General features: G+C 54.7%; 12 protein-coding genes. All 12 read right to left on the bottom strand.

Going from position 1 to position 12994, the window contains the following annotated elements:
* Nucleotides 1-18 precede the first annotated feature (18 nt).
* The gene (locus tag CCY01nite_RS10490; RefSeq protein ID WP_146860416.1) at nucleotides 19-798 is read right to left on the bottom strand and encodes a sterol desaturase family protein; all 780 of its coding nucleotides are present in this window, start codon (nucleotides 796-798) and stop codon (nucleotides 19-21) included.
* A 48-nt stretch (nucleotides 799-846) separates the two neighbouring features.
* Nucleotides 847-1431 carry a Crp/Fnr family transcriptional regulator gene (locus CCY01nite_RS10485; protein ID WP_186830997.1) on the bottom strand — a complete coding sequence of 195 codons (585 nt, stop codon included), beginning with the start codon at nucleotides 1429-1431 and terminating at the stop codon, nucleotides 847-849.
* A gap of 80 nt (nucleotides 1432-1511) precedes the next feature.
* A complete protein-coding gene (locus tag CCY01nite_RS10480) occupies nucleotides 1512-2834 on the bottom strand; it encodes a KAR9 family protein (protein ID WP_146860410.1) in 1323 nt (440 codons plus the stop codon).
* Nucleotides 2835-2882: 48 nt separating this feature from the next.
* Nucleotides 2883-4253, bottom strand: a complete 1371-nt coding sequence (locus CCY01nite_RS10475) for a sensor histidine kinase (protein WP_146860406.1) — start codon at nucleotides 4251-4253, stop codon at nucleotides 2883-2885.
* Nucleotides 4254-4255: 2 nt separating this feature from the next.
* The gene (locus CCY01nite_RS10470; RefSeq protein ID WP_146860403.1) at nucleotides 4256-4930 is read right to left on the bottom strand and encodes a response regulator transcription factor; all 675 of its coding nucleotides are present in this window, start codon (nucleotides 4928-4930) and stop codon (nucleotides 4256-4258) included.
* Between the two features lie 16 nt (nucleotides 4931-4946).
* Nucleotides 4947-5795: a hypothetical protein gene (locus CCY01nite_RS10465; protein WP_146860400.1), complete on the bottom strand. Its 849-nt coding sequence runs from the start codon at nucleotides 5793-5795 to the stop codon at nucleotides 4947-4949.
* A gap of 16 nt (nucleotides 5796-5811) precedes the next feature.
* Nucleotides 5812-6120: a hypothetical protein gene (locus tag CCY01nite_RS10460; protein WP_146860397.1), complete on the bottom strand. Its 309-nt coding sequence runs from the start codon at nucleotides 6118-6120 to the stop codon at nucleotides 5812-5814.
* Between the two features lie 66 nt (nucleotides 6121-6186).
* Complete coding sequence (locus CCY01nite_RS10455) at nucleotides 6187-6678, bottom strand: hypothetical protein (RefSeq protein ID WP_146860394.1); 492 nt, start codon at nucleotides 6676-6678, stop codon at nucleotides 6187-6189.
* A 21-nt stretch (nucleotides 6679-6699) separates the two neighbouring features.
* Nucleotides 6700-7659, bottom strand: a complete 960-nt coding sequence (locus CCY01nite_RS10450) for an FAD:protein FMN transferase (protein ID WP_146860391.1) — start codon at nucleotides 7657-7659, stop codon at nucleotides 6700-6702.
* Nucleotides 7659-9491 (bottom strand): FAD-dependent oxidoreductase, encoded by a 1833-nt coding sequence (locus CCY01nite_RS10445; protein ID WP_146860388.1) that lies wholly within the window; start codon nucleotides 9489-9491, stop codon nucleotides 7659-7661. The genes CCY01nite_RS10450 and CCY01nite_RS10445 overlap by 1 nt, the downstream gene beginning before the upstream one ends.
* A 1-nt stretch (nucleotide 9492) precedes the next feature.
* Nucleotides 9493-10560 (bottom strand): hypothetical protein, encoded by a 1068-nt coding sequence (locus tag CCY01nite_RS10440; RefSeq protein ID WP_146860385.1) that lies wholly within the window; start codon nucleotides 10558-10560, stop codon nucleotides 9493-9495.
* 10 nt (nucleotides 10561-10570) lie between these two features.
* Nucleotides 10571-12994, bottom strand: coding sequence for a hypothetical protein (locus CCY01nite_RS10435; RefSeq protein WP_146860382.1), 2424 nt, complete (start codon nucleotides 12992-12994; stop codon nucleotides 10571-10573).

The following is a 12994-nucleotide window of genomic DNA, read 5'->3' as shown; positions in this document are numbered from 1 at the left end:
GCCGGGTAAGCCTCCCTTTCAGCTTGCCCGGCTCTTTCCAAACCGCTGCGCCTGCACGCGGTCATATTCCTTCACGTAATCCGGATGTTCCGTGCCCATCAGCCGGTCCCACACCCTGAAATAAAGCCCGTAATTCCCTTTGAACCTGCTATGATGGAGGTTATGATGCACCGAGGTGTTCAGCACCTCGAACAGCACCGTATGCCGCAACCATTTCGGCGCGATCTCGTACCCGAGATGCCCGTATACATTGATAGCGAACGCCACGGTCGTGAACCACAGCACGGCAACGCCATGCATCGGCAATATCAGCACGATCACGATCAATACGGCTCCTTCCGCAATGGCTTCCAGCAGATGAAAAGAGTAAGACGCCCAGGGCGAAGGGTTCACAGAACGGTGATGTACAAGATGCGCCCGGGAGAAAAGCCGGGGATGATGCAGCAGGCGGTGCATCCAGTAAAAGTAGGTGTCGTGTATGATCAGGCTCAAAATAACGCTGACCGGAATATACCACAAGGGGTAATCATGCATGTTCCGGTACACGCGCGTATACTCTCCCAACGGCGTAAAAAGCACCGCAAACCCGATGAGGCCGAGCACCAGCGTGGTTTGCATGGAATACCATATTTCACGGAAGAAATCTTTCTTCCCCGCCAGCCGCTGCTGGATCTTGAAACGGCGGAGCCGCGCCGGAAAGAGAAAATAAAACAGCGCAAAAGGAATGCCCGCGATCAGGAAATACCGCAGGGCGGACATGCCGAAGAGCTGCGCAAGGATGTCTGTGGCTTTTTCCATATTACAAAGTAAATGGAGCAGCCGGCAGGAATGATTAACAAAAGATAATTAGTGTTTTGCGCGGGCAACAATGCGCTTGCGGATGCGGCTGAGGGATACCGGTGTGATGCCAAGCATGGAGGCGATGAATTTCCCCGGCACGCGGTTGACGATGTCCGGCTTTTCCTCCACCAGCTTCCGGTAGCGTTCCTCCGGCGAATACAGCACGAAGGTTTCTACCCGCTCCAGGGATTCCGACAGCATCTTCATCAGGAAAAATGTGCGCAGGGGCTCGTAACGCGGGTGTTCGTTCATGATCTTTTCCAGCTCACCGTAATCCATTTCCAGGATGGAAACAGGTTCCAGCGCGCTGTAACTGAACTCCGCGGGCCTTTCCCGGATGATGGCGTCATGCGAGGCCACGAACTGCCCTTCCCAGCGCAGCAGCATGGTCACTTCATCGCCGTTTTGTTTAACGGTGCTGGTGCGGATGATGCCCTGCTCAATGAATGCGAGCTTCCGGGAAGAAGAGCCCTCCCGGATATATATTTCTCCGGCGGTCAGCGTTCTTCGTGCAGCCTTTCCCAAAAGAAACTGCACATCTTCCGGGTTGACGCCCGGTATCTGGCGGATGGCGTCCAGTAACAATTGCATGCCTGCAATTTGCATAAAAAAAGGGAACAACACCAGACGATGTGTTCCCGTTATTCATATTAACAATCAACGTAAGTTGCTTATGTTCTGCGCACGCTTCTGCCCTGGGGCACACTCCGCTGCGGCGCGCCGGAAGAGCGCGGGGCGCGGTTGATCTGGCGCTGCGGCGCACTGATCGTGCGGGAGCTGCGGTTCATCTCACGCTGAGGTGAACTGATCGTGCGGGAGCTGCGGTTTACATTGCGCTGCGGCGAGCTGATCGTCCGCGAATTGCGGTTGACCTCCCGTTGCGGTGAACTGATCGTGCGCGAATTACGGTTGACCTCGCGCTGCGGCGAACTGATCGTCCGTGAGCTGCGGTTGACCTCGCGTTGCGGCCTGGTAACCGTTGAAGAGTTCCGGTTGTATTCCCTGCGCGGACCGGTAACAGTAGTCGAACTCCTGTTCACCTCGCGGCGCGGGCCGGTAATGGTAGCGGAACTACGGTTTACCTGGCGTTGAGGCGTATTGCGGTCAAACTGGCGCGAAGGCGTACTGCGGTTCACACTGCGGTTATCCAGCTGACGCGGCGGCGTGGTGCGGTTCACCGTACGGCTGTCGAACTGCCGGGACGGCGTGTTCCGGTAATTCGTGCGGTAATTGTTCACCACCACACGGTTCCGGTGGTACACGCTCGGCGCATATACCCGCATCGGGCGGTACATACGCGGTGCGCGGTAGATGCGGTGCGTATGCACGATCACATAGTACGGCTGGTAGCGGTAACAGATCGGATGGTACGCATGCCACGACAGCGGCCTCCAGGGGTCCCACCAGGTAGGGTAATGATACCACCTCCACGGAGATACCCAGCACTCATAGTACGGTGCGAACACAAAACGCACCGTCGGCCAGAACCACACGTTCACCACCAGTCCGGATGGTGCAAAGGCGGCATTCGGCCCGTGCGGCCTGTCGGTTATCACACCGTCGTTAAATGCGGTCACATCATCGGCGGAGGGCTCCAGTATCCTTGCTACGCCATAAATATCCTCATCCCCCACGATCTGTATCACGGCATGCTCTTCACCGGTCTTTTCCAGCTCGATCACCGCAATATCCTGGCTTTCTGAGGCCGATACCAATGCCTGCAACACGAAAAGCTGCACATTCCCGTCTTTTTTATTGACTACGCGGATATAATCGATATCCCCGTCTTCGTTAAGGTCGAGGTTGTTTACACCATTTTGCTTTGTATTCAGCATTTTCTCAAATTCTCCGGGGTTTCCGGCCTTTTTGAACATCTCCAGCGCGCCTTCGAGGCTGAAGTGATCGCCCGGCAAACCCGTTTCGTCCTGTGCCTTTACGCCGGTAGTCAGCATTAAGCTGATCAGTACGGCAGGCAGTGAATGTAATATTCTCATACGATACGCTGTTGTTACATATATAAGACGACAAATGAGGGGGAAAGTTTATCCGTTTCCTGTTGTAGAAATGTTAAAATTCTTCCCCGGCGAGGGGCTTAAAACGCCCGGAGGGAACAAAACAGTGAACGTGGTTCCCCTGCCCTGCACGGATTCCACTTCCAGGCTGATACCATGGTAGCCCGCAATGGCCTGAACAATGGAAAGTCCCAGCCCGTATCCCTCCTGCTCCGTTCTCTCCACTTTTTTGAATCGGTTGAAGACGGTCGCCAGCTCCTGCGCCGGTATGCCAATGCCGGTATCCGTTACCCGCACCGCATAAACACCGTCACCAGCCTTCCGCTCACTGATAACGATCTTTCCCTGCTGCTTATTATAGCGGATGGCATTGTTGACCAGGTTATAAAAAAGCTGGAAGATCAGGTCGTGATTTAACCCCTGTAAAACAACCTTTTGGGAAATATTCATGGAAAACTGCAATTCCCGGTCTTCCAGCCGGTGCCCCAGTTCCTCCATCACCTCCGTCAGCAGGGCGTGTATGGAAAAAGTATCGGAACGCGCGAACTGGTCGTTCTCGATCCGTGAAATGAGCAACAGCGACTGCACGATCTTCTTCAGCCGGTTCAGCGTTTTCATCATGCCGGTGATCCTGTGCTGCATCTCCTCGTCCAGCGCTCCGTCCATCAGCATATTTTCCATTTTATGCTGCAGAATGCTGATCGGCGTCATCAGCTCATGAGATGCATTCGATGTAAATTCTCTTTCCTTCTCGAATGCCGTCTTGATCCGGTCCATCAGGGCAGTCAGCGAGCTGTCCAGGTACCGGAAATCGGTTGTAGTGGTATTGACGGGAGGAATTTGCTCCCTGAAAGGGAATTTTCTGTTCAGCAGCTGCGTTTTGATGATCTGCCCCAGCGGGCGCAGCAATAAACGGGTAAATATGAGATCGATCAGGATGGTCATCACGATCAGCCCGATCAGCACATACAGCGCTACCGCCTGCAGCGGTCGGTTATACTGGCCGATGGTTTCGGTCGTTTTACCTACTTCCAGGATGTACCGGTGGCTGCCGTAGGAAAAAATATGCGTCAGCACCCGGTAGGTAAGCGTGTCCGCCTCCACAATGCGGCGCAGCGTGGCGATGGTGTCGGGTATCTGTATCTTTCCTACCGGCTCCAGTGAAATGTATTCCTCCTTCAGCATGGTATAGCTGCCATAGCTGTCCTCCCCCTGCAGATAAAAATCGATGCCGTTCTGCTGAATGACATGCAGCACTTTCTTTTTCTGCTCTCCCAGGTAGTAATCATTATACCGCGATGCAACATGATCCACCAGTAAAGGCAGCAGCAATACAAACAATATCACGATCGCCATTTTGGAGAGCGTAATGAAAAGCGTCAATTTGGTAAATAACTTCACGCTCAGACTTTTATTTTATATCCTACGCTGCGGATGGTCTGTAACCACTCTACGGACGAAAAGGCCGCCAGCTTCTTGCGGATGTTCTTGATATGCACATCGATGTAGTTCGAATCATAATCGTCATCCGAAAAATTCCCCCAGATATGTTCGCTGAGCTGCATCCGGGTGAGCGGCCTGTTCTTGTGCAGCAGCATGTAGCTCAGCAGGTCAAATTCTTTCCGCGACAATACGATCTCCTCTTCTCCGAAATAGATCATGCGCTTGTTCATATCGATCGTAAAATCCCCAAGCGCCATCACGCTGTCGCTCACCGCAAACTTCCGCCGGGCAATGGCCTGCATCCTCGATTGCAATTCCAGTAGCGAGAACGGCTTGGGCAGATAATCATCCGCGCCCAGGTCCAGCCCCTGTATCCTGTCTTCCAGCTGCCCGCGGGCGGTGATAATGATGTATGCGGCATCCGGACAATTCTTTCTTGCCTCACCGAGTACATGCAGTCCGTCCTTATCCGGCAGGCCGAGGTCCAGCAGGATAAAATCGTACTGGTTCTCTTCCATTTTCGTCAGGCCCTGCTTTGCGGTGTAAGCCAGGTCGCATAAATAAAACGCCTTTTTCAGGAATGCTTCCATTTCTGCCGCCAGTGACCTTTCATCTTCCACGATCAATACCTTCATCTGTTTTTATAATTGATCAGAACTGATAATAAAAGCTAAACGTAAAAAATGTATTCAGGTTTCCCGCGCCGGCTTCCGCATGCTTCCCGGGTAGGGACAACTGGCAGGCCGCTTCCACCAGGTAATTCGAGCGGTTGTACGCCAGCGGGATGCGCAGGTTGTAAGACAACAGGTCGAAGCTCGTGGATGAGGAAGTGGTGGTAGCCGGCTCGTCATCCTGGCCGCCTATAATGGGCAGTGGCAGAATGCCCAGCAGGCTGTCGCGCAGCCGCTTCTCTTCCACATAGGTCTGGTAAAAATGCTGTGTGCCGCCCACGATCTCCACGGAGGGCGTCAGCGAAACAAAATCTTTCTGGCTGAAAAGGTGACCGAGGTTGATGAACTTTTCCGTGCTCAGCGTTACAAATACATCCTGCTCCTTACCAAAGGCGTAGTCCACATTCACACCGGTCGTCATCCAGTATTCATAACTCAGGGAGGCGCTGGCCATATCCGAGTTGGCAGCCTGCAAAAGAGGGGAATGCGCCGGAAAAAAAAGATGGCTGTAGCTTATGTCGGCGGACAGCTTTTTGCCCAGGTTGAAGGCAATGCCGGCGCTGACGGCGGAGGCGGATACCACGTTACTGGAATCATTCAGCAAGCGGTAACCCAGGCCGGAGAAATAAATGCCCGACGGCAGGCGGAGCGAAGCGCTGGCCGCGATGTACGGCATCCGTTCTTCCGCGCGCTGCCCGTAATAGCTGACATCGTTCGCATAGGTGGCGCCAACGGTAAAGGTGGTTTTCTTTTTCTCCGTGCTGTCTTCCTGTGCAGACGCGCTCATGCTCCATAATCCCAGGATGGATAAAGCAATGATGTTTTTCATACAGATATCGTTAAGTCTACCGGATCAATCCGGTGACCCGTTTAATAACTTTTGGCTTGATGACTTTGATGGGTTTCACAGGAATGGGCGTCGGAATGGGAATAGGCTTTAACTTGCGGCGTGTTTTCGGCACTTCCTTGAGGATGTCCGGCTTCTGCTTCTTCACCGTTTCCTTTTCTTTTCCTTTCTCCGCCGGCTTCGGCGCCGCAGGCACGGTATCTGTCACCGCCACCGGGCGCACGTCACTGTTCCCCAGCCCCCTGAGCGGGCGGACCATAAAAAGCAGGCATATCAACGCCGCCTGGTATAAAAAAACTCTTCCCATTGCTCAACTAAAAGTAACAAGTTTTTGCCGCCGCAAGACGGCAAAAACCTGTTCGCTGAAAAAAGGTTACAAAATCCTCAGTCCCGCGCCGCCGTTGATGCGGGTGCTTACCTTTACAGGCACCACCTTTGTATGCATCATACCGGCGTGATGCAACGCATCCTGCACGGCAGGCGCTTTTACGCCGGATGAAATGCCTGTTTTCGTGCGCACCTGTACCGCGGGGTGATCTGCCTGTACATGCGCGTTGGTGCCGGCATTCACCTGTACCGCCTTCGGGGCGTTATTCACCACATCAGCGGCGGTTTGCCGTACCTTGTGCTTTGCGGCATAGGCATGGTCCGCGGCAGTCTGTATTCCGTCTTCCACTTTTGCTTTCATTGCTTTCGCCCCATGTATGCGGGCGCTTCCGGATGCTTCCGTATTGGCTTTCAGGCCAGCCTTTCCGGCCTCAATGGCCTGCCCTGCTTTTACGCTGCCGCCGGCTTTTACCGGTGCCTGTGCAAATGCCGCGCCAGATAACAGCAGCGCAGCCACGATCATTCCTTTTGTTTTCATAATTTCCGATTTATAGTTTGATCAATGATTACATGACAAAACTATTTCGGGAAGATGAAGCGAAGATGAAAAATGAAAAAAAACGCCCGGCCGGCCGTTATCATTATATACGAGTATGGCATCCAGCTGCTTTTCCCTTGATAACAAACGTTTTGCCTCTTCCAGCCCCAATACCATCAGGGCGGTGGCGTAAGCGTCCGCGGTCATGGCGTCCGCCGCGAAAACGGTGGCGCTCAGCAGCGGGTCGGGCCGGGAAAGGCCGGTCTTGGGGTTGATGATGTGGTTGAATACCTGGTTGCCTTGCTGATAGTGATTATTATAATTGCCGGAGGTAGCCATCGCCCGGTTGGAGATCATGCATGTGCGGAGCGTCTGGCCGGGATGAACGGGGTCTTCTATCTGCACCGGCCATTTTCTATCTCCATGCACGCGCAGCTCGCCGCCTACTTCCACCATGTAATCCGTGATGCCTTTTTTTTCGAGGTAAGCGGCGATCACGTCCACCGTATATCCCTGTGCGATGGCGTCAAGGTCCAGCCGCACATTGGATTTGGTCTTGTGCACGGAAACGGAATCGAAAGTAATGTATTGAAAGCCGACGTATGACAGCAGGGAATCCAGCTGTCCGGTCCAGGATTGCCCCCTGCGCTTCCCTTTGCGGTATGCTTCCGTCAGCGGCGATATGGTAGGGTCAAAAGCGCCGTTGGTGGCTATATACACTTCATACGCGCGTTGCAGCACGGGGTAAAAATGACCGGACTGATACCGGAAATCATCGAACGCATTAAAGGTTGATATTTCGGAATCAGTCCGGTAAGTGGACAAAGCCTTGTCGATGTCCGACAGGATGGAATCCACCTGTATTTTCAGATAACGCTGCCCTACATCCAGGTAACGGATGTGGTACGTGGTTCCCTGGGCGGTGCCTTCAAAGCTGACCTCCGGCAGCAGGAAACTGATCAGGGCGGCGATGATCCACATTATTCTACCTTGTTCGTCATTTGCTGCGGCGGCAGCGGTTCATCTTTCAGGATGGCGATCAGTTCCGGCAGGTGATGCTGGTATACGCCCCTGGGCGATGTGTTATGTCTTTTCGCAATGCCGGCCGCAAAGCCCACCACTTCGCCCATCATGCCGCAGGTGCGCATCACGCGGGTGCTGCCGAAGGCCACGTGCGTGGTGCTGATATTCCGGCCGGCCATGAACAGGTTGGAAATATTGCGGGAATACAGGCAGCGGTACGGAATGGTGTACGGCGCTACGCGGATGTGTTTGGTACTGGCGAAGAACTCCTGCCCTTCAAAATACTTGCTGTTCTTTTCCTGCGGAAAATGCAGGTCGATCGTCCACGTAGCGGTCACGGCGCCGTCCGGATAGAATTTGCCTTCCTGGATGTCCATCTGCGTGAGGATGTGATCGCCGAGTATCCGGCGCGATTCCCTTTTGCCGCCGATATAAGCTACCCATGCCAGCTCGCGCTTCGCATATTTTTCGGGCTTGCTCTTTTTCAGGTAAGACCAGTTGCCGTAGATCGCGCGGAGATTATGATCGCGGATCTGTTCGGCTTCCGTGATGGTGTTGAAATTGCCGAAGCCGGTTTCCCACTCCCAGTCTGACCTTGCCTGGTCGATATGATATTCATCGGAGAATTGCAGGGCCCAGGGCGTTTCGGGGAAAGACGATACGGTGTCCCGCTCCAGGGAAGCCCAGAGGTTAGAAGTGCCGAGTGTAAAATCGTCCGCTTTTTCTGAAGCGAGCGATTCGCCAGTTTCCGCTTTGCTTTCACGGCCCATGCGGAAGTCTGCGCCGGCCAGGAAGCCCACGGTGCCGTCTCCTGTGCAGTCGGAGAAAAATGTACCGGTAAAACGCACGTCCTGGTTGGTGGAAATATTTCTGCCGATCACGGCTTTGATCTGGTCTTTATCCATCTCTACCTTGTACACGTGCATGTTGAGGAACAGCGTCAGGTTCTTTTCCGCTTTTACGATCTCGATCTTGCGTTTGTCGCCATACTCTGCTGCGTCAGGATGGCCGTTGCCGGGATCGCCGTTATCCATTTCCCGCACGATCCTGCCCAGCTTGGGGTAGTGGTTCTTGTCGATATCCCCTTTCAGGTGCACGCGCACTTCGGAGCTGTTATTGCCGCCGAGCACCGGGCGGTCCTGTATGAGCGCGGTTTTCAGGCCCTGGCGCGCCGCGGAGATCGCGGCACAGGTACCGGCGATGCCGCCGCCTACCACTACGAGGTCGTAGTGCCCACCGTTATCCGGTTCCGCGTGCAAATTCAGCAGCTTGTTGCGGAAAGCGGTGAGGTCCTTTAACGTGTTGGGCGGAGTGAATTTCGCAGCGTCGGTAAAGAGGATGGCATCACAGCGGCCGTTAAAGCCAGTGAGGTCTTTCATCGTCAGCTTCACCTGTTCGTTTTTGATGTCCACCGTGCCGCCGTCGTACCATTTCCAGGCGTCGTTTCCGCTGGCGCCGAATACGGGGCCCGCCTGCTGACCGTCGATGGAAAGGGTGAATTTACCCGGACCTGTGGGGAAGGGCGCCCAGTCTTTGGTGCGCACCCACATCCGGTATTTGCCTTTGGCGGGGAAGGTCACCGTGGTTACGGCGTCTTTCACCGGTCTGCCCATGCCGTGCGCCATCAGGTAGGAAGAGCCGATGACCACGAAGGATTGCTGGTCGGTCACCCATCCGCCTTTGTTTTCAAAGGATTCTGCTTCCACGAACACATGCTTTTGGGCGTAAAGGCTGCTGTGCAGCAGCAGGAGGGCAATGCCGGCCGCCGCGAGGCGCATCAATAGTTTCATATCAGTCATTTTTCTTTTTATAATCCAACAATTTCTGGCGTACTGTTTTATGCGCCGGCTTCATGGCAGACAGCGCCGCGAATATTTCCGCGCCCGCGTCCGGGTCGTTCAGCTGCGCAGCCAGCTCCAGTTGCGCTTTGTCCGCCAGCTTTTGCTGCGCGGCCAGCAGCGCCAGTTTTATTTTAAATTGCTCATGGTTTCCCTCTCTAACGGCCTTAGCTATACGAACAGCCAGGGCTTCGGTAAGGGGAATGTCTTTCAGTTTTCGCAGGATGGCCATCTGGAAGGGATACACGGCGGGGCGGTATACTTCCCAAAGCCAGCGCTGGCGGGCGGACGTTGCGAAGAAAGCGGGGTGCACCGCCTGCAGGGCGTGCCGCGCCGTAAAAATGTTCTCCCCCGCAATGATCCCTTTGATGTCTTCCTCATACCCGGCCCGCACCTGTCCATCCGCCCCGATCACTTTTTCCATGGCCCAGTATTCGTAATGATGGTTACTGCTGCGCAGGAAATGATGCAGCAGCTTCGGGGAAGTATAGCTCTCCGTGATTTGCTGTATCTCCTCTACCACCTTTCCATGCGCGATATGCCAGAGCGTATAGCAGGTGAACACCGCGCCTTCTATCACTTCGTTTTTGATCGTCTTCAGCGTTGCGCCCGTTTTGATATTGGCCGAATCGGAAATGTTCTCCGTGCCTTTCACAACGAGGTCTTCCATCTTCAGCTCCGCGAGGAGGGAGCTTTCGCGCGCAAGTATTTCCTGCAGCTTGGCATAGTCCTTTTCCAGGAATTCGCGGTGGTCCGTTTTGGTGAGCACTTCGTTCGGCGGCATGTCGAACCGCATGTAGTTGCCCATCAGGTCCCAGTAAAAATTGATGTACACCGGTTTGCATTCGCCGGTATTGCACACCGGCGTATAGATGTTCCGGTAGAAATACTGCGGCTGCCCCGCTTCGTTCAGCACAAGGTTCAGCGTGTAGGTAAGGCTGTCGCTTTCCTTCACTTCATATTTGCGGATGGTATCATCCGCGTGCGCGGGCATTGCCGCCTGCGCACACAGGATGACCAAAAAAATCAGTCTACTTATATTCCAGTTGGGCTGTAGCATTACAATCCTTGTTACTCACAAACCTTATCCAGCGGGCCTGCACATCTGCGGGGAACTGAAACGCAAAGCTTTCGCCGGGCGCTACCGTTACCTCCTTATACTGCATCCATACACCGGTGCCAACGGGGTCCAGCTCCACTTTAAAGGTGACGGGCTGCTGCGCGTCGTGTGAAAGTTGCAGGCTGCGGTTATCATAAAAACCGAACAGGTACGGATCGGAAGGCGTGCCGGCCTTTGCGGGCGACTGCTTCCAGGGGCCTCCGTGCCCGGTGGGTTTTCCGAGCTTCCACAGATCATCTATCACACCGGCCCATACCGCCGCTTTTCCATCCGGAGAACGGATGATATGTTCGCTGTTCACGTCCGCATCCACACCGGTCAACACCAGCAATCCTCGATAGGATGCATAATCGTTGATGCGGTAAGCGTGTGACGCTACCGGGCGGATCTTCGCGTATCCGTCCGCGTTCTCTGCCGGCAGTTCGTAAAACGTACCGTGGCAGTTGAACAGGTCGCGTTCCGTAGCCACTTCGCGGCAAATGCGCAGCGAGCCGTTCTGCGTGAGGCCGGTGAAAGCATCATCCCCGAGCGGCAGGCGGTAGCGGCGGCCTTTGTCGTCCACCACCAGTACGGAAGCAGCGTCTATGGTCACTCCTTCATGCCGGACCGCAAACTTTTTGCTGATGAACGCGCTCGTGGCGGTATCTTCTTTCTTTTCCAGTTCCATCTTTTCATTCAGCTCATAATATCCCGCATCGTTCAGCACTCCCAATGTACGGCGGTTTTTTCCTAATCCATAGAGCAGGCCGCCGGTCGTTTTTGTAGCGGAAATATTTGTCAGTCCGTTGAACATCGCGTCCGGCGCGGATTTCCGGCTATCCTTCGCGGCGTAGTAAAAATGCAGCGTGGCATTTGTGTTACCGTTCGTCCTTGCGCGAATCCATTCACCCGGCATATCCGCCGGAAATACAATGGGAGCGCTCCCACCCGCGGATACCGTCACAGTCTGTGTTTCAGCCCACTGACCATTGCCTTCTTTATCTGTTTCAAACGTGAATTGCACAGGCTTGTTGCCGTTATTCTGCACCCAGGCGGAGCGCAGCGGCCACCCTGCAAACAGGAAGGGTTCGGAGGGCTCGTTCGCCTTTACGTTGTCGTTCAGCCATACGGCGCCTTCCGCAGTATTGGGGCCGAGCTGGTCCGGCATATCCATGGAGGTGAACCAGAGATTGGAATTGGATTGCCCCGGCCCTTCGATGCCGCCTTTCGCTTTTCGTTTGTTGAGGAATTCCTTTTGCGCGGAGTCATCACAGCCGAATACGAGCTGATCGTTCCAGCGGGCGTAATCGCCGATCACTTTGAGATATGCGGAACGCGGGCGGATGCCGGCGGTGTGTGTGCTGTTAAAACCGCCGGGGAAACGCCAGAACATGCCGTGCATGGTCATCATGTAATCCGGCTGCTGAGGCGTGCCGATGTCGCGGATGCGCGGCCATTCCGTGTTCCAGCCATGCGCGCCGTCGTAGCTGTGGCTGGCCTTCGGCATGCGGTAGAAATGCCATTTGCCCTGATCGCGCACGGCCAGCAATAGGGAGCGGTGGTCCCAACCTGTTGACCAGATGGGATCGGTATCAGAATTTTTATTCCCGTAGATACCGCCGGGGCCGGTCACTTCCACGAACTGGTTGCGGCGTACCGTTTTCCAGTTCTTCCCGTCCCATTCCGATAAAGAACCGGATTCCACCGTGTAGTCTGTGAGTGATTTCGGGCCGGGCTCGCCGTTATCGGAATACACCATTACGCCCTGCCCGGAATATAGTCCCTTGCCATGTGCGCCGGGCAGGAGATCGGGAACGGAGCCGCGGGGGTTGGCGTCCGGATAAAGCATCGTTGGTTGCAGCGTTTTTACATCCACTTCATAAAAACCTTCTTCCATCGTGCCGTAATAGATCTTGCCGGCGGGATCTGTCAGATGACGGGCATTACCGGTGTGGCGGCCCTTCATGGCGGTGTAGGGGATCGCCCTTACTTTACCGCTGCTGTCTATCGCATACGGTCCGATGAAAAGCTGCCGGCTTTCTGTGTGGATCATGCGGTTGGCCGGCGTTCCGCCGATGCTTTCGCTGCGCACGGTCTGTTGCAGGTCCGGCGATATTTCATACAGTTTGTCGGAAGAGCCTTCCGGTAAATGCGGGCCGTAGGTGATCACCCAGAGCTTGCCGGCCCAGGGCACTACCGCGCCGGTACCGCATTCTCCTTCATTGTTATACATGGCCAGGTGCGGGTAAACGCCGCTGAAAGACCTGGCTTTCGCAGTTTCTTCTGATGGCTTGCAAGCCGTTATCTGCGCAAGCGCAGCGCCTGCGATGATCAGGTGTCTGTATCCTTTCGTCAT

Source organism: Chitinophaga cymbidii, assembly GCF_007992715.1.
Classification (GTDB): domain Bacteria; phylum Bacteroidota; class Bacteroidia; order Chitinophagales; family Chitinophagaceae; genus Chitinophaga; species Chitinophaga cymbidii.
Note: the sequence above shows the minus strand (reverse complement) of the source record. Positions and strands in the feature narration are given on the sequence as shown.